The sequence below is a fragment of the Nonomuraea cavernae genome (genome assembly GCF_040655715.1).
Lineage (GTDB): Bacteria > Actinomycetota > Actinomycetes > Streptosporangiales > Streptosporangiaceae > Nonomuraea > Nonomuraea cavernae_A.
Window position 1 is genome coordinate 50,460 of record NZ_JBFAKL010000015.1, and the last position, 20,337, is coordinate 70,796.

19 protein-coding genes and 2 riboswitches are annotated in these 20,337 nt (G+C 70.9%); of the genes, 11 read left to right on the forward strand and 8 right to left on the reverse strand.

What is annotated here, in order from left to right:
* Nucleotides 1-15: 15 nt before the first annotated feature.
* From AB0I38_RS22200 to AB0I38_RS22220, 5 genes are all read right to left on the reverse strand, one after another.
* Nucleotides 16-702 (reverse strand): SDR family oxidoreductase, encoded by a 687-nt coding sequence (locus AB0I38_RS22200; protein ID WP_358470979.1) that lies wholly within the window; start codon nucleotides 700-702, stop codon nucleotides 16-18.
* A gap of 154 nt (nucleotides 703-856) precedes the next feature.
* Nucleotides 857-988: a type II toxin-antitoxin system VapC family toxin gene (locus AB0I38_RS22205; RefSeq protein ID WP_358470982.1), complete on the reverse strand. Its 132-nt coding sequence runs from the start codon at nucleotides 986-988 to the stop codon at nucleotides 857-859.
* A gap of 102 nt (nucleotides 989-1,090) precedes the next feature.
* A complete protein-coding gene (locus tag AB0I38_RS22210) occupies nucleotides 1,091-1,924 on the reverse strand; it encodes a MurR/RpiR family transcriptional regulator (RefSeq protein WP_358470985.1) in 834 nt (277 codons plus the stop codon).
* 44 nt (nucleotides 1,925-1,968) lie between these two features.
* Entirely contained in the window at nucleotides 1,969-3,618 is a 1,650-nt protein-coding gene (hutU, locus tag AB0I38_RS22215) for a urocanate hydratase (protein WP_358470988.1), read from the reverse strand.
* Nucleotides 3,619-3,703: 85 nt separating this feature from the next.
* Nucleotides 3,704-5,425, reverse strand: coding sequence for an ABC transporter ATP-binding protein (locus tag AB0I38_RS22220; protein WP_358470991.1), 1,722 nt, complete (start codon nucleotides 5,423-5,425; stop codon nucleotides 3,704-3,706).
* 204 nt (nucleotides 5,426-5,629) lie between these two features.
* Between AB0I38_RS22220 and AB0I38_RS22225 the strand changes: the two genes are divergently transcribed.
* From AB0I38_RS22225 to AB0I38_RS22245, 5 genes are all read left to right on the forward strand, one after another.
* Nucleotides 5,630-7,006, forward strand: coding sequence for a DUF4331 domain-containing protein (locus tag AB0I38_RS22225; protein ID WP_358470994.1), 1,377 nt, complete (start codon nucleotides 5,630-5,632; stop codon nucleotides 7,004-7,006).
* Between the two features lie 151 nt (nucleotides 7,007-7,157).
* Nucleotides 7,158-8,357: a tetratricopeptide repeat protein gene (locus AB0I38_RS22230; protein WP_358470997.1), complete on the forward strand. Its 1,200-nt coding sequence runs from the start codon at nucleotides 7,158-7,160 to the stop codon at nucleotides 8,355-8,357.
* A gap of 40 nt (nucleotides 8,358-8,397) precedes the next feature.
* Entirely contained in the window at nucleotides 8,398-9,996 is a 1,599-nt protein-coding gene (locus tag AB0I38_RS22235) for a nickel/cobalt transporter (protein WP_358471000.1), read from the forward strand.
* Between the two features lie 155 nt (nucleotides 9,997-10,151).
* Nucleotides 10,152-11,036 carry a DUF2268 domain-containing protein gene (locus AB0I38_RS22240; protein ID WP_358471003.1) on the forward strand — a complete coding sequence of 295 codons (885 nt, stop codon included), beginning with the start codon at nucleotides 10,152-10,154 and terminating at the stop codon, nucleotides 11,034-11,036.
* Between the two features lie 10 nt (nucleotides 11,037-11,046).
* Nucleotides 11,047-11,805 carry a MerR family transcriptional regulator gene (locus AB0I38_RS22245; RefSeq protein ID WP_358471006.1) on the forward strand — a complete coding sequence of 253 codons (759 nt, stop codon included), beginning with the start codon at nucleotides 11,047-11,049 and terminating at the stop codon, nucleotides 11,803-11,805.
* Between the two features lie 303 nt (nucleotides 11,806-12,108).
* On the opposite strand, the gene AB0I38_RS22250 is transcribed toward AB0I38_RS22245, so the two are convergent.
* The 3 genes from AB0I38_RS22250 to AB0I38_RS22260 all read right to left on the reverse strand — a co-directional run bounded on the left by AB0I38_RS22250 (nucleotide 12,109) and on the right by AB0I38_RS22260 (nucleotide 14,129).
* Complete coding sequence (locus tag AB0I38_RS22250) at nucleotides 12,109-12,504, reverse strand: hypothetical protein (protein ID WP_358471009.1); 396 nt, start codon at nucleotides 12,502-12,504, stop codon at nucleotides 12,109-12,111.
* Nucleotides 12,505-12,507: 3 nt separating this feature from the next.
* Nucleotides 12,508-13,263: a hypothetical protein gene (locus AB0I38_RS22255; RefSeq protein WP_358471012.1), complete on the reverse strand. Its 756-nt coding sequence runs from the start codon at nucleotides 13,261-13,263 to the stop codon at nucleotides 12,508-12,510.
* Nucleotides 13,264-13,424: 161 nt separating this feature from the next.
* Nucleotides 13,425-14,129: a FadR/GntR family transcriptional regulator gene (locus tag AB0I38_RS22260; protein ID WP_358471015.1), complete on the reverse strand. Its 705-nt coding sequence runs from the start codon at nucleotides 14,127-14,129 to the stop codon at nucleotides 13,425-13,427.
* Between the two features lie 124 nt (nucleotides 14,130-14,253).
* Here AB0I38_RS22260 and AB0I38_RS22265 point away from each other — a divergent pair, with 124 nt between their 5' ends.
* The 6 genes from AB0I38_RS22265 to gcvH all read left to right on the forward strand — a co-directional run bounded on the left by AB0I38_RS22265 (nucleotide 14,254) and on the right by gcvH (nucleotide 20,289).
* Nucleotides 14,254-15,624, forward strand: a complete 1,371-nt coding sequence (locus AB0I38_RS22265; RefSeq protein WP_358471018.1) for a glutamine synthetase family protein — start codon at nucleotides 14,254-14,256, stop codon at nucleotides 15,622-15,624.
* An 8-nt stretch (nucleotides 15,625-15,632) separates the two neighbouring features.
* The gene (locus AB0I38_RS22270) at nucleotides 15,633-16,976 is read left to right on the forward strand and encodes an aldehyde dehydrogenase family protein (protein WP_358471021.1); all 1,344 of its coding nucleotides are present in this window, start codon (nucleotides 15,633-15,635) and stop codon (nucleotides 16,974-16,976) included.
* A 51-nt stretch (nucleotides 16,977-17,027) separates the two neighbouring features.
* Nucleotides 17,028-17,792 (forward strand): 3-oxoacyl-ACP reductase, encoded by a 765-nt coding sequence (locus tag AB0I38_RS22275; protein WP_358471024.1) that lies wholly within the window; start codon nucleotides 17,028-17,030, stop codon nucleotides 17,790-17,792.
* A gap of 11 nt (nucleotides 17,793-17,803) precedes the next feature.
* The gene (locus tag AB0I38_RS22280; protein ID WP_358471027.1) at nucleotides 17,804-18,493 is read left to right on the forward strand and encodes a gamma-glutamyl-gamma-aminobutyrate hydrolase family protein; all 690 of its coding nucleotides are present in this window, start codon (nucleotides 17,804-17,806) and stop codon (nucleotides 18,491-18,493) included.
* Between the two features lie 93 nt (nucleotides 18,494-18,586).
* A riboswitch (glycine riboswitch) is annotated at nucleotides 18,587-18,684 on the forward strand.
* A riboswitch (glycine riboswitch) is annotated at nucleotides 18,685-18,783 on the forward strand.
* 34 nt (nucleotides 18,784-18,817) lie between these two features.
* Nucleotides 18,818-19,903 carry a glycine cleavage system aminomethyltransferase GcvT gene (gene gcvT, locus AB0I38_RS22285; protein WP_358471030.1) on the forward strand — a complete coding sequence of 362 codons (1,086 nt, stop codon included), beginning with the start codon at nucleotides 18,818-18,820 and terminating at the stop codon, nucleotides 19,901-19,903.
* Nucleotides 19,900-20,289: a glycine cleavage system protein GcvH gene (gene gcvH / locus AB0I38_RS22290; protein ID WP_358471033.1), complete on the forward strand. Its 390-nt coding sequence runs from the start codon at nucleotides 19,900-19,902 to the stop codon at nucleotides 20,287-20,289. Before gcvT ends, gcvH begins: the two co-directional genes overlap by 4 nt.
* The last annotated feature ends 48 nt before the right edge of the window (nucleotides 20,290-20,337 follow it).

The following is a 20,337-nucleotide window of genomic DNA, read 5'->3' on the forward strand; positions in this document are numbered from 1 at the left end:
GAATCCATTCAGCCGTCAGTTGACCGGGCCTCCGCGAGGGCGCAGGGTCAGCTCGGTCAGGTGGGCGTCGGGGCCGGCGTTGATCGCGGCCAGCACGGCTTTGGCGACGGACTCCGGCCGCAGGTAGCGGTCGGGCTCGTACGCGCCACCCTCCTGCGCGCGCACGGCGCGCTGCATGTCGGTGTCGACCCGCCCCGGGTAGACGCTCGTCACCCGCAGCGCCGGCTCCTCCTGGCGCAGCGCGTCGGCGAAGGCCCGCAACGCGAACTTGGTCGCCGCGTAGGCCCCCCAGCCCGGGTTGGCACGCAGGCCCGCCCCGGAGTTGACGCACACCACATGGCCACCGGCCGCCCGGAGCGCGGGCAGCAGCAGGCGGGTGAGCTCGGCGACGGCGATCACGTTGAGCTCCATCGCGTCGCGCCACGCGTCGGCGGGCAGCTCGGCGACCCGGCCGAGCGGGCTGATCCCGGCGCTGTGCACGAGCACGTCGACCCGCTCGACGCCCTCGACATCGGCCGGGGAGAGCTCGGTCAGCTCGACCGGCCAGGGCCGCGCGTCGGGAAACTCATCGGCCAGCTCGCTCAGCGCGCCCTCGTCCCGGCCGCCCAGAATGAGGTGGTGCGTCGGTGCCAGCACCCGGGCGATCGCCTCGCCCACCCCTCGCGAAGCACCGGTGACCAGCGCCGTCGGTCGTTCACTCATGGCCGACAGCTTATGACCTTGACGAATACCTTCTCCCGCTGAGCGGCCCCCAGACGTCAGGCGGGAAGGACCTAGCTGGGCCCGTCGGGAGCGCCGAGCCAGACGCGCTGCTCCTCACTCGTCACAAGGAGCCCGAATCCGGATCTGTTGAGCGTTATGGCTGTGCGGGGGTGATGTCGGTATGCGGGAAATCCTCGCCTTTGAAGAGCAAGGGCTGGTCGAGTTCCTTGGCGAGAGCGTAGGCGAAGCAATCACCCATGGGCTCGTGTTCGAGGTCCACGCTCACCGTCGCTCGACTCCTTCGGTCGCGTCACCTGAGTTGCACTTTCAGCGTAGCTTGTGACGAAGCCTTACTCGTGCCGATGCAGAGCATGGGTCCACGTCTTCGTTACGGCGGCTCGCCGGGGAGGAAGGTGCCGGCCTCGTCGGTCATCCGCTCGTACTCCTCCAGCCGGGCCCGGGTGCGCAGGGGCGCCGCGTCGGCCATGGCCTCCACCAGGGCCATGGCCAGGGCCAGAGGCGCCGCGTGCGAGTCGAACACCAGCCGGTCGCCCAGCGGCGCGGCGAGCACCACGTCGGCGGGAAAATCCGGCTTGTCGGTGATGACTGCCGTCTTCAGGCCCAGCTTCTCCGCGTACTCCAGCGCCTGCACCGCTTCCACCGGATACCGGGGCAGCACCACGGCCACCATCCACTCCGCCCCGGCGCGGCGCGCGGCGTGCAGCCCGTCGGCCAGCTCCGACCCGCCGTGCGTCAGCAGCCGTACGTCGGGATGGATCCGCCGCGCGTAGTAGGCGAAGGTGGTGGCCAGCCCCGACGACACCCGCAGCCCGAGCACGGGCAGCGGCTCGGTTGCGGCCAGCGACTCCCCCAGCTCGCGCAGCGGGAGGTGCGCCAGCCGGTCACGCACCACCGTCAGGTTGCGGATCTCGTCGTCGACGGCGCTCCTCAGCACGCTCTCCTGCGGCACGTCGGGCAGCCCGCCCATCACCAGCGGCCGCAGCGCCTGCCGCAGCTCCGGGTAGCCGGCGAAGCCGAGCACCATGGCGAACCGGGTCACCGACGGCTGACTCACGCCCGCCCGCTCCGCCAGCTCGACGCTGGACAGGAAGATGGCCTCGTCGAGATGCTCGGACAGATAATGCGCGATCCTGCGCTGCACGGGCGAGAGCCTCCGCCCGGCCAGCAAGGTGTCCATCCCGCTCTGGTAGCCGCCCGTCACATCAGCTCCAACGTCACCAGCAGGTCTTTCTCATCCCGTCGGCCTCAGGATTCGCGCATCGGGATGCGGACCCCCCGCTCCGCGGCCACCGAGACCGCCTCCTCGTAGCCCGCGTCGACGTGCCGCATCACGCCCGTCCCGGGGTCGTTGCTGAGCACCCGGTTGAGCTTCTCCCCGGCCAGTGCGGTGCCGTCGGCGACCGTGACCTGCCCGGCGTGGATCGACCGGCCGATGCCGACGCCGCCGCCGTGGTGGATCGACACCCACGACGCGCCCGAGGCCGTGTTGAGCATGGCGTTGAGCAGCGGCCAGTCGGCGATCGCGTCGGAGCCGTCGGCCATGGCCTCGGTCTCGCGGTAGGGGGAGGCGACAGAGCCGCTGTCGAGGTGGTCGCGGCCGATCACCACGGGCGCCTTGAGCTCACCGGCCGCCACCATGTCGTTGAACCGCTCGCCGGCCCGGTCGCGCTCTCCGTAGCCGAGCCAGCAGATGCGCGCCGGCAGCCCCTGGAAGTGCACCTTCTCCCCTGCCTTCCTGATCCACCTGGCCAGGGGCTCGTTCTCGGGGAAGAGCTCCAGGATGGCCCGGTCGGTGGCGGCGATGTCGGCGGGGTCGCCGCTGAGCGCCGCCCATCGGAACGGGCCCTTGCCCTCGCAGAACAGCGGCCGGATGTACGCGGGCACGAACCCGGGGAAGTCGAAGGCCCGCCCGTAGCCGGCCAGCCGGGCCTCGCCGCGGATGGAGTTGCCGTAGTCGAAGACCTCGGCGCCGCCGTCCTGGAAACCGACCATGGCCTCCACGTGCCGGGCCATCGACTCACGGGCCCGCTGGGTGAAGGCCGCCGGGTCCTTGTCGCGCTCGGTGGCCATGTCCGCGAAGGCCACGCCCAGCGGCAGGTACATCAGCGGGTCGTGAGCCGAGGTCTGGTCGGTGACGATGTCAATCTCGGCGCCGCGGGCCAGCAGGTCCGGCAGGGCCTCGGCGGCGTTGCCGACCACACCGATCGACAGTGCCCTGCGGGCGTCGCGGGCCTCGTAGGCGAGCCGCAGCGCCTCGTCCAGCGACGCCGCCTGGACGTCGAGGTAGCCGTGCTCGATGCGCCGCGTGACCGAGCGGGGGTCGCAGTCGACGCAGATGGCCGCCCCACCGTTCATGGTGACGGCCAGGGGCTGGGCGCCGCCCATCCCGCCCAGCCCGGCGGTGAGGGTGATCGTCCCGGCCAGCGATCCGCCGAACCGCTTCTCGGCCACGGCGGCGAACGTCTCGTACGTGCCCTGCAGGATGCCCTGGGTGCCGATGTAGATCCACGAGCCCGCGGTCATCTGGCCGTACATGGTCAGCCCGGCCGCCTCCAGCCGCCGGAACTCCTCCCAGTTGGCCCAGTCGGGCACCAGGTTGGAGTTGGCGATGAGCACCCTTGGCGCCCACTCGTGCGTGCGGAAGACGCCGACCGGGCGGCCTGACTGGACAAGGAGCGTCTCGTCGCCTTCCAGCGTGGTGAGCGTCCTGACCAGCGCGTCGTACGACGGCCAGTCGCGGGCCGCCCGGCCCGAGCCGCCGTAGACGACCAGCTGCTCGGGGTGCTCGGCGACCTCCGGGTCCAGGTTGTTCTGGAGCATCCGGAGCGCGGCCTCCTGCGGCCACCCCTTGGCGGTGATCGTCGTGCCTCGCGGCGCGCGCACGGTGCGGCTCATGCGTCCTCCTGAATGAACACATTCATCTATGTCACTGGCAGGGTACAACTCCTCACGTCACGAGGAACCGGGTGGCGGTCAGTCCTCACGTCACGAGGAACTGGGTGGCGGCCAGCTCGCGGTAGAGCTCGTCCTGGCCGATCAGCTCCTCGTGGGTGCCGACGGCCCGCACCCCGCCCGCGTCCATGACCACGATGCGGTCGGCGTTGGTCACCGTCGACAGCCGGTGGGCGATGACGAGGACCGTGGTCTCCGCCGCCACCTCCGCGATGACCTCGCGCAGCCGTAACTCGTTGACCGCGTCGAGCTGCGAGGTGGCCTCGTCGAGCAGCAGCAGCCTGGGCTTGCGCAGCAGCGCCCTGGCGATCGCGACCCGCTGCCGCTCACCGCCGGACAGCAGCACGCCGCGGTGGCCGACGGCGGTGTCGAGCCCCTCGGGCAACCTGGCGACCAGATCGTCGAGGCGGGTGCGGGTGAGCGCCCGGCTCAGCTCCTCCTCGGTGGCGTTCCGGGCGGCGAACAGGAGGTTCTCTCTGAGCGTGCCCGCGAGCACAGGAGCGTCCTGCTCGACATAGCCGAAAGCGCCGCGCAGCTCGCCGAGAGGCCAGTCGCGGATGTCACGGCCGCCGACCGTGATCGTGCCCGCCTGGTGCTCGTAGAAGCGTTCGAGCAGGGCGAAAACGGTGGACTTGCCCGCGCCGGACGGCCCGACGAGCGCCGTCAGCCCACCGGGCGGCACCTCGAAACCGACTCCGTCGTGCACGAGCGGCCGGTCGTCGCCGTACCTGAACACCACGTTCTCGAACCGCACGCCCACGGGCTCGGCCGAGGCAGGGGGAGGGACCTCGACGGTCTCGCCGGGCAGGTTCTCGATCTCCTTGATCCGCGTCATCGCGGCCAAGCCCTGCTGCAGCTGCACGGCGCCCTCGACCAACTGGCCGATCGGCGCGACCAGGTAGAACAGGTAGAGCAGGAACGCGATCAGCGACGACACCTCGAGCACGCCCGAGGCGACCCGCGCGCCGCCCACGGCGAGCACGCACAGGAACGCGATCTGCACCGCCATCCAGGTGGCCACTCCGGCCAGTGAGGTCCATCCGGCCACCTGCAGCCCGCGGTCGCGGGCGCGCACGGCGGCCTCGCCGACCACGCCGATCTCGCGCGCCTCGGCCCCGCTGGCCTTGACCGTCCGATAGGACTGCAGGGCCCGGTCGAGCACCGCGCCCATCTCGCCCACGGCCTCCTGGGCCTCCTTCTGCGCCCGCTGGATCCTGGGCATGATCAACCCGACCAGTCCGCCGATCACCACCACCACGAGCAGCGTGACCAGCAGCAGCACGCCGTCCATGGTCGCCATCAGGACGATCGCGCCGACCAGCATGAACGCCGAGCCGATCGAGCCGACGATCCCGTTGGTCAGCACGGATCGCAGCAACGTCGTGTCACCGGTGACCCGCGACAGCAGGTCGCCGGGCTTGAGCCGGTCCACGTCGGCCACTTTGAGCCTGAGCATCCGGTCGACGAGCCGGCGCCGGGCGCCGAGCACGATGCCCTCGCCGGTGCGTTCCATCAGGTAGGTGCCTCCGGCCGACACCACCGCGCCGACGAGCACGGCGACGGTCAGCCCGATGAGGGGCCCGGCCATCGACGCGTCCTGCCCGAAGGCGTCCACGACGTACTTGGCCAGCAGCGGCATTGATAATCCGGCCGCCGATCCGATCAGGCCCAGCAGTCCGCCGATCGCCAGAATCCTGCGATGCGGACGGATGTGGGCGAGCAGCTCCTTGATCACTGTTTCCCCTCTCACGACGAATCCCCGAAACCCCCAACGATCGGCAGATACCGATCCGCACCGGTCAACCTAGATTGACGACCTGAGTATGTCAATTTTGGTTGACCTCTCATCCTCGGGGAGGAGACCGACATCCGCCGGGCCCGCTGCGACGAATAGGGCGTCGAGGAACCCGGCCGGGACCTCTCGAAACCGATCAGCCCTTCGAAAGGACCGAACATGGAGCTCCGGATCAACCGGCGCGCTCTGGTCGGACTCGGCGTCGCGGCGGCACTGACCGCCTCCTCGTTCGCCGTGTTCCGCACCGAAACCGGCGCCGCCTCCTCGCACCGCGAGGCTCCGGCGATCCTGGCCGACCCGCTCAACGACAACACCGACGTGTACGCGTTCGTCAGCCCCGACAAGGCCGACACGGTGACGCTGCTGGCCAACTGGATCCCGTTCCAGGAGCCCCACGGCGGGCCGAACTTCTACCCGTTCGCCACCAAGTCGCGCTACAACATCAAGATCGACAACAACGGTGACGCCAAGCCCGACATCACCTACCAGTGGACGTTCCGCGACGAGGACCGGCGCGGCACCACCACGTTCCTCTACAACAACGGCCCCGTCACCTCACTCGACGACCAGAACCTGCTCTACCGCCAGCGCTACACCCTGAAGAGGATCACCCCGGGCGGCAGCAAGACCCTGATCTCCAACGGCATCGTGGCGCCGAGCAACGTGGGCCCCGCCTCCATGCCCGACTACGGCACGCTCAGAAAGCAGGCCATCACCGACCTGCCCGGCGGCGGCAAGACACTCGCCGGACAGTCCGACGAGGCGTTCTTCCTCGACCTGCGCGTGTTCGACCTGCTGTACGGCGGAGACCTGTCCGAGGTCGGCCAGGACACCACCAGGGGCTACAACGTCAACACCCTGGCCGTCCAGGTGCCCGCCTCCGACCTCGCGCTCAAGGGCGACCCGAAGCGCAACCCGGTGATCGGCGTCTGGTCGACCACCGACAAGCAGGGGCCCAAGGGTTTCGTCCAGGTCTCCCGCCTGGGCAACCCGCTGGTCAACGAGGTCGTGGCGCCCGCCGGCCTGAAGGACGCGTTCAACGCGCTGCCGCCGGCCAAGGACGCCGACGTCCCGGCCCTGGTCAAGCGGGTCACCGACCCCGAGGTGGCCAGGCTGCTGGAGTCCATCTACGGGATCAAGGCGCCCGCCACGCCCCGCGACGACCTGGTCGAGATCTTCCTGACCGGCATCGCCAAGGGCAACGGGCCGATCATGGCCGACCTCAACTCGCAGACCCTCAACAAGGACGCCGGCAAGCTGCGTCCCGCCGAGATGCTGCGGCTCAACATGTCGATCCCGCCCACCAAGGACCCCAACAGGCTCGGTGTGCTGGCCGGCGACCTGCAGGGCTTCCCGAACGGCCGGCGCCTGTCGGACGACGTGGTGGACATCGAGCTCCAGGCCCTGGCCGGGGCCGCGCAGTCCGGCAAGCTCGTCCCCGGGCTGACGGACAAGGTGGACAAGAACGACAAGCCCTTCCTGGCGTCGTTCCCGTACATCCCGCTCCCCAGCAACGTCGCGGTCAACCAGCGCTGACCCCGTGACCGGCCGGCTCCCTCTCCGGGCCGGCCGGTCTCCCCCGCGGCGGGTCCCGTCTTCCCTTTCCCGCCGCCTCACCGGCCGGCCGGCCGTGCACCCCATCGCGGCCGGCCGGCCTCTTCGACCCTCGGACCGTTCGGAGCCCTCGATGCGATCGCTCGTACTCGCCTGCGGCGTGGTCCTGGCCGGCGCACTGGCCTTCACCGCCGTCGCGGTGTCCGCGCCCGAGCAGCGCCAGGAACAGCAGGCGGCGCCCTTCACCGAAACGCTGCAGACCCGCCTCAAGCGCCTGCCCGGCGACTACCGGGGCTGGGCACGACTCGGCATGGAGTACGTCGACCAGACCCGGATCACCGGCGACCCGTCCTTCTACGCCAAGGCCGAGGGCGCCCTGGCCACCGCCGCCCGGCTGGCCCCCGACGACGACACCGTGCTGACCGGCCAGGCGGTGCTCGCCGCCGGCCGCCACGAGTTCGCCGACGCCGCACGGCTCGCGAACCGCGCCATCCACGTCAACCCCTACGGCGCGACCGCCCACGGCGTGCTCGCCGACGCGAAGACACAGCTCGGCGACCTGCGCGGGGCCGAACAGGCCGTGGACGAAATGCTGAGCCTGCGCCCCGGCGTGCCCGCGTTCGCCCGCGCGTCCTACGCGGCCGAACTGCGCGGCGACCGGGACGCGGCCCGCCGGTTCCTGCTGGACGCCGAGGCCGACGCCTTCCTGCCCGCCGACCGGGCCTTCGCCCGCCACTACCTGGGCGAGCTGGCCCTGCACTCCGGCGACCCGCGCGCGGCCGGCGACTGGTACGGCCAGGCCCTGCGGGCGTACCCGGCCTACACCCCGGCCCTGGCCGGCCAGGCGAAGGTCGCGGCGCTCAGCGGGCGGCTGACCGAGGCCCTCACCCTCTACGAGCGAGTCGTCCGGCGGCTGCCCCTGCCCCAGTACCTGATCGAGCAGGGCGAGACCCGGATCAAGGCGGGCCTGACGGCCGACTGGACGCTGCTGCGGGCCCAGCGCGAACTGCTGCGGGAGGCAGGCGTGCGCGACGATCTCACCTGGGCCGAGTTCGAGGCCGACCACGGCGACCCGGCGCTGGCCGTACGGCATGCCAGGGCCGAGTACGCCCGCAACCCCAACCTGGTCGCCGCCGACGCGCTCGCCTGGGCGCTGTTCAAGGACGGGCAGCCGCGGGCCGCCCTGCGGTACGCGAAGGAGGCCACCGCGACCGGCTGGCACCACCCGCTGCTCGGCTATCACCGGGCGCGGATCGAGCGAGCGCTGGGGCTGCCCGCGCGCGTCGACCCGGGCTTCGACCCGTCCCTGCCCGCCCTGGCGAGATTCTCGTGACTTCGGGCCGGAGCCCGAAGTCCTCAGCGAAGGAAATCCGATGAGACTCATCCGGCTGGGCCTGCTGGCCGTCCTCGCGGGTCTGGTGCTGTCGATGTCGGCGGCGGTCGTGTTCGTCGCGGCGGCGCGGGCGGACTCGGGATCCGCCGCACTGCGGGAGGCAGGCAGTGGCCGGCGGCTGGCCCATCCGCTGGGCAACTTCACCGTCAACCACTACAACGGGCTGCGCCTGCTCGCCGACCGGGTGCTGAACACCGCCGTCGTGGACGCGGCGGAGCTGCCGACGCTGCAGGCCAAGCCCGAGGTGGACGGCTCGTACGCGGCCCGCACGTGCGCCGCGCTGGCCGCCGCGCAGCGCCTCACGGTCGGCGGCACGGCGGTGCCGTGGCGGGTGACCCGCTCGGACCACGTCTACGCGCCCGGCCAGGGCGGCCTGGAGACCAGCCGGTTGACCTGCGAGCTCATCGCCGACGTTCGCCCGGTGGGGACCATGGGGTTCACCGACGCCTTCGAACAGGACCGGATCGGCTGGCGGGAGATCACCGCCGTCGGCGACGGGGTACGGCTGGCGAACTCGTCAGTGCCCTCGGCCAGCGTGAGCGACGAGCTGCGCCGCTATCCAGACGACCTGCTGGCCGACCCGCTCGACCAGCGGACCGCCACGCTGACCGTCGCCTCCCCCGGCTCCTCTCTCGATTCGTCCCTCGATTCGTCCCTCGATTCCTCCCTCGGCGACGCGACCGGCTCGGACGCTCCGAACGCGCCCGGCGGCGGCGACGGCGGGATCAGCGGCGGGATCTCGGTGGGCGGCCCGATCGGCGACGCCCTGGCGGCTCTGGACCGGACGTTCACCGGACTGATCGGCGCCGACCGGCTCACCGCGCCGCTCGGGCTGCTGGCCCTGGGCCTCGCGGTGGTGCTCGGCGCCGGCCACGCGCTGATCCCCGGGCACGGCAAGACCATCATGGCCGCCTACCTGGCCGGGCGGCGCGGCCGGCCTCGTGACGCGGTCGTGGTGGGCGCCACGGTGACGGCCACCCACACGGCCGGGGTGCTGGTGGTGGGGCTGCTGCTCAGCGCGTTCACGGCGCTGGCCGGCGAGTCGGTGCTGGCCTGGCTGGGGGTGGCGAGCGGCCTCCTGATCGCCGTCATCGGCATCCGCCTCCTCAAGTCCGCCCGCAACGGCACCCACACCCACGGGCACGGGCACGGCCACGGACTTGGACACGAACACGGGCACGGCCACGGACCTGGACACGAACGGGGACATGGGCACGGCCACGGCCACGAGGGTGGTGACGGGCACGGGCGCGACCGTCGGCGAGGTGGTCTGGTCGGACTCGGGGTCGCGGGCGGGCTGGTGCCCAGCCCATCGGCGCTGATCGTGCTGCTGGGAGCGATCGCACTGGGCCGCACCTGGTTCGGGGTCGCACTCGTCATCGCGTACGGCATCGGCATGGCGGCGACGCTCACCGTCACGGGCCTGCTGCTGGTCAAGCTGGTCGACCGGCTGGAACGCAGGGCCGCGGCCGGGCGCGGCCTGGCGATGCGCCTGTCTGGGCTCGCCCCGCTGGGCACGGCCGCGATGGTGGTCCTTCTGGGCGCCGGCCTCGCCCTCCGCTCGGTGGCCGCCCTCTGACCACGCACGCCGAGCCGGCTCAGCAGACAGGGTCGAGCGGCGTGGACCCGCATCGCCGTTCATGACGGGACCGGGTGACGGCATGCCGGCCGTACGTCGGCGAAGAGCGCCGCTGGTTTGACCTTGACGCTGCGTCAACTTCTAGCATCGGGGCCATGTCGATCACTGTGCTTGACACCTACTCCGCCATGAGGCGGATCCTGCTGGCCCCGGCCGCGGACCGCGTTGACCTGCTGCGTTCGATGCTGGAGGCCAACAAGGGCATGTACCGCTACCACCCCGGCGAGCTCGATCTGGTTGCCGTGCACCTCGAAACGTCCGGGTTCCCCATCGACCGCGACGAGGAGCGTTGCCTCGACGCGCTCGAAACCCTGGCGGCGGCCGGGGCCTGGGAGCGGATGCAACGCGCGCTCGACAACGCTCTCGCCGTACTGCTGGAGGCGACGCCGGGGCTGGAGGCCCCGGACATCACCGTGCTGTTCGTCCTCGGCGATCCGGGTGACGAACACTTCATGGGCCCCTGCAAAGGATTGACCGGGTTCGGTGGCATCTCGGGCAACATCGCCATCACGTTCTGGCCCTTCCCCGAGAACGTGGAGCGGCTGGAGGCCACCGCCGTGCACGAACTCCACCACAACCTGCGGTGGAGCCCGGGCGGGGTGGTGTGGGACCCGATGACCGTCACGGTCGGCGAGCACATCGTCGGCGAGGGCCTGGCCGACGCGTTCGCCCGCCAGCTCTACGGCGACGAGCTCGGCCCCGCCCGCATCGGCGTGCCGCATCTGCACGACGACGAGGTCTTCAGCAAGGTGCTCACCGGGCTCGACGTGACAGGCATGCAGAACTTCCCCGCCTGGGTGCACGGCGACCCCAGCGCCGAACGCTTCGGCCTCACCCCCGTCGGACTCCCGATGGGCGCCGGATACGCCGCCGGCAACCGGCTGGTCGACACCTACCTGGCAGCGACCGGGCAGACGGCGGCACAGGCCCTGCACGCCGACAGCTCAGAGATCATCGCAACCACGCTCCGCCACAGGTGACACTGGCAGGATGGAGTGGACGATCCAGGAACTCGCGGCGAGGGCCGGCATCACCAGCCGCACCCTGCGTCACTACGACCGCTTCGGGCTCCTGGCCCCGTCCCGGGTCGGCGCGAACGGGTACCGCTACTACGACCCCGCCGCGGTCGTCCGGCTACAGCGGATCCTGCTCATGCGCCGGCTCGGCATGGGCTTGCCGGCCATCGCCGAGGTCCTGGCCGACGAGGTGGACACGGGCGATGGGCTCCGCGCCCACATCGCCGCGCTGGAAGAGGAACGGGACCGCATCGAACGGCAGATCCGGTCTGTGCGTCACACGCTCGAGGCCCTGCAGGCGGGGGCGGAGCCACGGATGGACGTCATGTTGGCGGGGTTCAACGACCATTACCAGGACGAGGTGATCTCACTTTGGGGCGAGCGCGCGTTCCAAGTGAGCAACGACTGGTGGCACGGCAAGTCCCTTGACCAGCAGCGGGCCTGGCAGCAGGACACCGAGGACCTCGTCGCCGCATGGGTCGCCGCAGCGAAGGCCGGGGTTTGCCCGACATCGGAACACGCCCGGTCACTGGCCGCCCGGCACGTGCGGTGGCTGAGCCAGATCCCTGGCACCCCCACGGCCGACGGCGACCGGGAGCGCTCGATCGAGATGGTGACATGCCTGGGGGACATGTACGTCGACGACCCCCGCTTCGCCGGCATGTACGGCGACGCCGCGGTGGCGACGTTCGTCCGCGACGCGCTGCAAGCGCACGCGCGGACCCGGATGTAGTTCGTGTGGTTCGCAGAAATGCACGACTGCCACCACGCTCGCGCGGCTGCTGAGGGCGCTGCCGGCCGATCTCGGCCTGGAGCCGAAGGAGGCCAAGACGGCCATCGGCGGGCCTCGTTGCAGGTCCCGACCCTGTTGCCCCGTCCGTACGTTGCGCTCCCTATAGTCACGCTATGACCGGTCATCTCCCCGGGCGACGGCTTCGCGGCCAAGCATCCGCTCCTCACCCCGGTCACACCGGTCGACGACGGGCAGGCCGGGATCGTCCCAGCCGAGAACGGGTAGGTCGCGGCCCGGGCCGCCTCAGTCGATGTCCGGCAGGTCGGGGTCGTCGTAGTCGATGTCGCCCTCATCGGCCCGCCGCAGCTTGATGTCCTCGGCCCACGCCGCGGCGAACCGCCGGACCTCCCGGATGCGGCTCTCGTCCAGCCCGTACGCCTCGAACTCCTCGTCGGCGATGGAGTCGACGAACTCCAGCCGCATGACGAGCTCCCGTGGGGAGAACAGCTCGTTGTGCGACCGGGCGAGGTGTTCGAGGTCGCGGAAGGAGTAGTGATGGGCCACGGCGGCGACGTCGATGACGTCCTGGGCGAGGCCCCTCTCGTGCAGGGCGCGCATCCTGAGGCCCACCGCCTCGTCGAGGCCGATCGGCTCGGGCAGCGACTGCTCGCTCCCGTCCCCTCGCATAGGAAGCGACATGTCCTAAGTATGCCGATCTGGCCGCCTGCTGGACGGCAGATCGTGGCGCCCTGAGAGGAACTCCTGGAAAGCGATCTTCGCTCTGATGGCCGGTCGCCGCCACCGCTCCTCCCGGTGCACGGCCGTCACCATCTTGCGCGGTGAGCCCTTCGCGAAGAACCAGTACGCCCACGGCGACCCGGGCCGCGCCAGGCGTACCGCTCCGACGATCAGCAGGACCGGCAGGAACAGCCCGGCCATCCCGGTCCAGATCTTGCCCTTGAGCAGCGTGACGACGGCCAGCAGCAGGTTGGCCACGATCAGCGCCGCGGGGTTGAGCCAGGCGCCGTAGTCCCAGATGAGCGGCCGGAGGCCGATGAGCAGCAGCCCGGTGACGGCGACCGCGATGAACACCGCGTCGACGGAGGCGCGGCCGTCCTCCTCCCAGTAGACGTCGTGCAGGTGCAGGATCAACGCGAACTCGTCGAGCACGAGCGCCGCCCCGACGCCGAACACCGAGGCCGCGATGGCGTAGCCGGCCTGTGAGGCGGACGAGAGGACGAGCCCGGCGACGCCGCCGCCCAGCATGAGCACGACGCCGAACACCACGTGGTGGATGTGCATCTCGCCGACGCTGACGTTGCGGAACCAGCCGACCTTGGCCCGGATCAACCGGACGTTGACGCGGGTCGCGATGAAGGCGACGATCAGCGCGACGAAGAAACAGAACAGCGGCAGCCGTCCTGTCGAAATGATGCCGTGCTGGAACCAATCCCCCATGACCTTGCTCTAGATGCTACGAGGTCGGCCGCGCCTCCTCGCACCGGAGGGGCCGGATCTTCCCGCTGCGGCCAGAAGCCGTCCGTTCAGGAGCCGTCCGTTCAGGGGCCGTCCGTTCAGGAGCCGTCCGTTCAGGAGCCGTCCGTTCAGGAGCCGTCCGTTCAGGAGAGGAACCCGCGCAGGAGGGCGGCGGTGCCCTCCAGATGCTCGGACACCGCGCGGCGAGCGGCCTCCGGGTCGCCCGCGAGGATGGCGGCCACGATGGCCTCGTGCTGGGTGGCGGAGTGGTCGAGGTTCACCTGGAGCATCGGGATGGCGTTGAGCAGGTCGCTGACCCGCAGGCGGGCGTCGGCGCAGGCGGTGGCCAGCAGCGACGAGCCCGAGAGCTCGGCGACGGACAGGTGGAAGGCGGTGTCGAGCCGCCGGTAGTCCTCGGCTCCGGCCTCGTTGACGTCCGCGAGCCGGCGACGCAGCAGGTCGCGCTGGTCGCCGGTGAGCGGGCCGGCGGCGAGCACCGCGGCGGCGCCGCACTCCACGGCCATCCGGAAGGTCAGCGCGTCGGCCAGGTCGGCCGTGCCCATGTCGGCGACGACCCGGCGCAGGTCGCCGGTGCCGGGCTGGGGCGGGACGTAGGTGACGAACGCGCCGCCGTAGCGGCCTCGCCGTACGTCGAGGTAGTCGGCCTCCTGGAGCGCCCGGATGGCCTCACGCAGGGTGACCCGGCTGATGCCGAGCTGGACGGCGAGCTCGCGCTCGGGGGGCAGCTTCTCGCCCGGCCCGACCACCCCCAGTTTGATCGCCTGGAGAAGGCGCTCCACGGTCTCCTCGAAGGCGTTGCCCGCCCTGACCGGGCGCAACACTGTCATCAAACGCGCCGAATCGTCCAAGGTGTCCTCAGGTCTTGACAAGCGATCCCACGATGCACATCAATGGTCTGACACTAGCCCAATCAATGGGAAAGCGCCTCAGGCCGGATCGGAGCGACGATACGTGAGTGAACGAGTCAGTCCCGGTTTCCTGACCGTCGACGAGCTACGCGAAGAGGTCACGGCCGGGCGGATCGACACCGTTCTGCTCGCGATCGCCGACATGCAGGGCAGGTTGCAGGGCAAACGCCTGTCCGCGCGCTACTTCCTGGAAGAGGTGCTCCACCACGGCTCCGAGGGGTGCAACTACCTGCTCGCCGTGGACGTCGACATGAACACGGTCGGCGGCTACGCGATGTCCTCCTGGGAGCGCGGCTACGGCGACTTCGTGATGAAGCCCGACCTGTCGACGCTGCGCCGGGTGCCGTGGCTGGAGGGCACCGCCCTGCTGATGGCCGACCTGGCCTGGGAGAGCGGCGAGGACGTGTCCGCCTCGCCGCGCCAGATCCTGCGCCGGCAGCTCGCCCGCCTGGCCGACCGGGGGATGGCCGCCTACGTCGGCACCGAGCTGGAGTTCATCGTCTACGACGACAGTTACGAGGACGCCTGGCGGCGCGGCTACCGCGACCTGACCCCGGCCAACCTCTACAACGTCGACTACTCCCTGCTCGGCACCACCCGTGTCGAGCCGCTGCTGCGCCGGATCAGGCTCGGCATGGAGGGCGCGGGCCTGTACGTCGAGTCGGCCAAGGGCGAGTGCAACCTGGGCCAGCACGAGATCGCCTTCCGCTTCGACGAGGCGCTGCGCACCTGCGACAACCACTCGATCTACAAGAACGGCGCCAAGGAGATCGCCGCCCAGGAGGGCAGGTCGATCACCTTCATGGCCAAGCCCGACCAGCGCGAGGGCAACTCCTGCCACATCCACATCTCGCTGCGCGCCGACGACGGTGAGCCGGTCATGGCGGGTTCGGGCCCGCACGGGCTGTCCGAGCTGGGCGCCCGGTTCATCGCCGGCCAGCTGGCCGGCCTGCGCGAGCTCACTCTCCTGTACGCGCCCAACATCAATTCCTACAAGCGTTTCGTACCCGGCAGTTTCGCCCCCACCGCGGTCAAATGGGGTGTGGACAACCGCACCTGCGCGCTCCGCCTGGTGGGCCACGGGCCGTCACTGCGGGTGGAGAACCGGGTGCCGGGCGGCGACGTCAACCCGTACCTCGCGGTCGCGGCGCTCGTCGCGGCCGGGCTGCGCGGCATCGACGAGCAGTTCGCACTGGAGGACGCCTTCGAGGGCAACGCCTACGCCTCGGGAGCCGAGACGGTGCCGACGACGCTGCGCGACGCGCTGGCCTTGTGGGAGGGGTCGAAGCTGGCCCGCGAGACGTTCGGCGAAGATGTGGTGGAGCACTATGCGAACAACGCCCGGGTGGAGCTGGCCGCGTACGACGCGGCGGTGACCGACTGGGAGCTGTTCCGCGGATTCGAAAGAATGTGACGGGGGGCATGAAGATCATCAATCCGGCGACGGAAGAGGTCGTCGCCGAAGTGGAGATGGCCGGCGCGGCCGAGGTCGATCGGGCGGTGGCAGTCGCCCGGCGGGCCTACGCGACCTGGCGCGAGGTGTCGCCCGGTGACCGGGCCAGGCTGCTGCGCGCGTTCGCCGGCCTGGTCGACGCCCACCGCGAGGAGCTGGCCCTGCTGGAGGTCGCCAACGCGGGCCACCCCATCGGCAACGCGCGCTGGGAGGCCGGCGCCGTCCGTGACGTGCTGCACTTCTACGCCGGGGCGCCCGAGCGCAACCACGGCAGGCAGATCCCGGTGCCCGGCGGCGTCGATGTCACGTTCCAGGAACCCCTGGGCGTGGTCGGCGTGATCGTGCCGTGGAACTTCCCCATGCTGATCATGAGCTGGGGCGTCGCCCCGGCGCTGGCTGCGGGCAACACGGTGATCGTGAAGCCCGCCGAATGGACTCCGCTGACCGCGCTGAGGCTGGCCGAACTGGCCTTGGCGGCGGGCCTCCCCGAGGGGGTGCTCCAGGTTCTGCCTGGGGCAGGGGAGGTCGCGGGAGCCCGCCTGGTCGAGCACCCGGACGTGGCCAAGATCGTGTTCACCGGGTCCACCGAGGTGGGCAAAGAGATCGCGGCGAAGGCCGCGGCCCAGGTCAAGCGGGTCACGCTGGAGCTGGGCGGTAAGTCGGCGAATATCATTTTCGCCGACTCAGACCTCGACAAGGCGGCCAAAGCCGCTCCCTATGCCGTCTTCGACAACTCCGGGCAGGACTGCTGTGCCCGGTCCCGGCTGCTCGTCCAGGCCGAGGTCTACGACGACTTCCTCCAACGGCTCAGCGCGGCCGTGACCGGCATCAGAGTCGGAGACCCGCTCGACGAGAGCACCGAGATGGGGCCGCTGGTCAGCGCCGAGCACCTCGCCCGGGTGCGTGGCTTCGTCGACGGCACGCCCTACCTGCAGGGCTCGTGCCCGTCCGGCAAGGGCTACTGGTTCCCGCCGACCGTCCTCACCTCACGGCTCACCGACCGCGCCTTCACCGAGGAGATCTTCGGCCCGGTCGTGTCGGTGGTGCCGTTCGCCGACGAGGCGGAGGCCGTACGGATCGCCAACGACACCCGCTACGGCCTGAGCGGCTCCATCTGGACCCGCGACGTCGGGCGGGCGCTGCGCGTCGCGCGCGCCGTCGAGGCCGGCGCGCTGTCGGTCAACTCCAACTCCTCGGTGCGCTACTGGACTCCGTTCGGCGGCTTCAAGGAATCCGGTCTCGGCCGGGAGCTCGGCCCGGACGCCCTCACGGCGTTCACCGAGACCAAGAACGTCTTCATCTCAACGGACTGACATCGTCCCCGCCTCGATCAGTGGCGGATCCATCTCAACGGAGTGACATCTATGCAGCGTTTGCGGGACCGCGTCGCCGTCATCACCGGCGCGGGCAGCGGCATCGGGCTGGCCACCGCCCACCGGTTCGCCGAGGAGGGCGCCAGGGTGGTCTGCGCCGACGTCGACGCCGAGGCGGGCGCCAAGGCCGCGACCGAGATCGGCGGGCTGTTCGTACGAGCGGACGTGACCAGCGACGACGACGTCGCGCGGATGTACCAGACGGCGTTCGACACCTACGGCTCCGTCGACATCGCGTTCAACAACGCCGGCATCTCGCCCCCCGACGACGACTCGATCCTGGAGACCGGGATCGACGCCTGGCGGCGGGTGCAGGAGGTCAACCTGACCAGCGTCTACCTGTGCTGCAAGCACGTGATCCCCTACATGCGCCGGCAGGGCAAGGGCTCGATCATCAACACGGCGTCGTTCGTGGCGGTCATGGGGTCGGCGACGTCGCAGATCTCCTACACCGCCTCCAAGGGCGGGGTGCTGGCGATGTCGCGTGAGCTGGGCGTGCAGTTCGCCCGCGAGGGCATCAGGGTCAACGCCCTGTGCCCCGGGCCGGTCAACACGCCGCTGCTGCGCGAGCTGTTCGCCAAGGACCCGGAGCGGGCGCAGCGCCGCCTGGTGCACGTGCCCGTCGGCCGCTTCGCCGAGGCGACGGAGATCGCGGCGGCGGTGGCGTTCCTGGCCAGCGACGACGCGTCGTTCATCACGGGCTCGGAGTTCCTGGTCGACGGGGGCATCTCCAGCGCGTACGTCACGCCGCTGTAGTGGGAGGGATCGTGCGGCGTCCGGTCATCGGGATCACGACCTACGTCGAGCCCGCCCGCTACACCGTGTGGGACCTGCCGGTCGCGCTGCTGCCGTACATGTACGTGGAGCAGGTGACGGCGGCGGGCGGCCAGCCGGTGCTGCTGCCGCCGGCCGGTGAGCCGGCCTCGCTGGTGGGCCGGCTCGACGGGCTCATCCTGGCCGGCGGGGGCGACATCGACCCCGCGCGGTACGGCCAGGCCGAGCAGCCAACCACCGGCTACATCCGGAAATTTCGGGATGAGGCCGAGTTTGCGGTGATGGAGGCGGCTCTGGAAACCCGGCTGCCGTTCCTGGGCATCTGCCGGGGCCTCCAGGTGCTGAACGTGGCGCTCGGCGGCACCCTCCACCAGCATCTCCCCGACGTGGTCGGCCACACCGGGCACTCCCCCTCGCCCGGCCGCTTCGGCGAGTTCCCGGTGCACCCCGTCCCCGGCACGCGGGTGGCCAAGACACTGGGCGACGGCCCCGTCGACGTCCCCCACTACCACCACCAGGCCATCGACCGGCTCGCCCCGGAGCTCACCGTCACGGCCACGGCGGGCGACGGCACCATCGAGGCGGTGGAGCTCGACACGCACGACTTCGCCGTGGCCGTCCAGTGGCACCCGGAGGCCGGCACGGACCGTGCCCTGTTCGAGGCCCTGGTCGCGGCCTGCTGACGAGCGGGCGGGCCTGGCTCGCCCACATGGATCCGATGGGACCGGGACGCGACAACACCACCGTCCCGGCACTAGGCTTGCGGACATCACCGACAAAACCGTGCGGGAGAGCGCCCTGACCGCCATCCAGGGCCCCTGAAGGAGCAAGCCCTCCCCGCGAACCTCTCAAGGCAAAGGACCGCACGGACGAGGTGACCTCTGGAAAGCAGGTCCCGCGCGGCCTCGCCGAAGGTGAAAGTCCGGGCAAATCCTGGGCGAAGCTCTCAGGCATCGATGACAGAGGGGGAGGATCCTGGCATCCGACCCTGCCCTGAGGTGCGCCCTATGTCCCGACCGACACCGCTGCGAGACGTCCACGAGAGTCTCGGCGCGACCCTGACCGACTTCGCCGGCTGGCTCATGCCGCTCCGCTACGGCAGCGAGTCCGCCGAGCACAACGCCGTCCGGCAGGCGGCCGGGCTGTTCGACCTGTCGCACATGGGCGAGATCTTCGTGACCGGCCCGCAGGCGGCGGAGGCGCTCGACTACGCACTGGTCGGGCAGCTGTCGGCGCTCACGCCCGGCCGGGCCCGCTACACCATGATCGTCAACGAGCGCGGCGGGGTGCTCGACGACCTCATCGTCTACCGGCTGGGCGACGAGGAGTTCATGGTGGTGGCCAACGCCTCCAACTACGAGAAGGTCGCGGCGGAGCTGACCGACCGCGCCAAGCCGTACGACGCGGCGGTGGAGGACCGTTCGGAGCGGTACGCGCTCATCGCCGTGCAGGGGCCGCGCGCCCAGGAGATCCTCGCCACGCTCACCGACGCCGACCTCGCCGGGCTCAAGTACTACGCGGGCCTGCCCGGCCTGGTCGACGGCCGGGAGGCGCTGATCGCCCGCACCGGCTACACCGGCGAGGACGGCTTCGAGCTGTTCGTGGCCAACCAGGACGCGGTGCCGCTCTGGCACGCCCTGACCGTGGCGGGTGAGCCGTACGGACTGCTGCCCGCGGGTCTGTCCAGCCGCGACACGCTCCGGCTGGAGGCCGGGATGCCGCTCTACGGCAACGAGCTCGGAGCCGAGCTGACCCCGTTCGACGCGGGACTGGGCAGAGTGGTGAAATTCGACAAGCCGGGCGACTTCGTCGGCAGGTCGGCACTGGAGGCGGTCAAGGACACCCCGCCCCGGCGCCGGCTCGTCGGCCTGGTTGCGCGTGGCCGCCGGGTCCCCCGCCACGGGTACCCGGTCACCAAGGACGGTGCCGTCGTCGGCGAGGTCACCAGCGGGGCGCCTTCCCAGACCCTGGGCAGGCCCATCGCGCTGGCCTACGTCGACACCGGGGCCGAAGCAGGTCTGGCCGTGGACATCCGGGGCAGCCAGGAACCAGTGGATCTGGTGGAGCTGCCCTTCTACAGGAGGAACAAGTGAGCAACATCCCTGACGAGCTGAGCTACACCAAGGAACACGAGTGGGTGGCCGGGCTGGACGACGGCATCACGGTGACGGTCGGCATCACCGCGTACGCGGCTGAGGCCCTTGGTGACGTCGTCTACGTGCAACTGCCGGAGGCGGGCGCCGGCGTCGCGGCCGGTGACTCCGTCGGCGAGGTGGAGTCGACCAAGTCCGTGAGCGAGATCTACGCCCCCGTCGGCGGCGAGATCGTCGAGGTCAACCAGGCCATCGTGGACGACCCGTCGCTGGCCAACAGTGACCCCTATGGCGAGGGCTGGATGTTCCGGGTGCGCATCGAGGGCGACCCCGAGGACCTGCTGTCCGCCGCGGAATACACAGCGCTCACCTCAGGCGAGTCCTGACCGTCCGCCGGGGCCCTGCCGGGCCCCGGCCCTGCTGAAGGGCGCATC